At 60.3% G+C, this 527-nt stretch carries 1 pseudogene; it reads right to left on the bottom strand.

Features of this window, described 5'->3' with window-relative positions:
* Window positions 1–90 precede the first annotated feature (90 nt).
* A pseudogene (locus CXR03_RS19015) lies at window positions 91–527 on the bottom strand (hypothetical protein); the annotation flags it as partial.

The raw sequence follows: 527 nt of genomic DNA, 5'->3' as shown, positions 1-527 counted from the left end.
GGTCGTATGAGTTGACGAACTAAGGCATCACACGATCGGAGACAAAAAAGGCGGCCCGAGAGCCGCCTTTTCCATCTTCCAATACTAAGTTTAGGCAGCCTTGGCGGCTTCGCCATAAGGATCAAACCGGCCGTAGAACGTTTCGCCCTTGGCAGCCATGTCCTTCAGCAACGGCGTCGGGGTGAAGTGCGGTCCGTACTCCTTGGCGAGGCGTTCGCAGAGCTCGACGAAGGTATTCACGCCCATGCCGTCGATATAGGAGAGCGCGCCACCGGTATACGGCGCAAAGCCGAAGCCGAGGATGGAGCCGACATGGGGTTCGCGCGGGGCTGTCACGATGCCTTCCTCGACGGTGCGGGCAGCTTCGAGCGCGATGGTGGCGAGGAAGCGTTCCTGCAGCGTCTTGACGTTGACGTCATCCGGCTTCTGCTGCGGATGGAGATCCTTCAGGCCCGGCCAGATGTGCTTCTTCGCGGGCTTTGCCGGATAGTCGTAGAAGCCCTTGGCGTTCTTGCGGCCGAAGCGTT

It is taken from the genome of Arthrobacter sp. 08Y14, from assembly GCF_002929455.1.
Lineage (GTDB): Bacteria > Actinomycetota > Actinomycetes > Actinomycetales > Micrococcaceae > Arthrobacter_B > Arthrobacter_B sunyaminii.
This window is presented reverse-complemented; position numbering and strand designations above follow the sequence as displayed.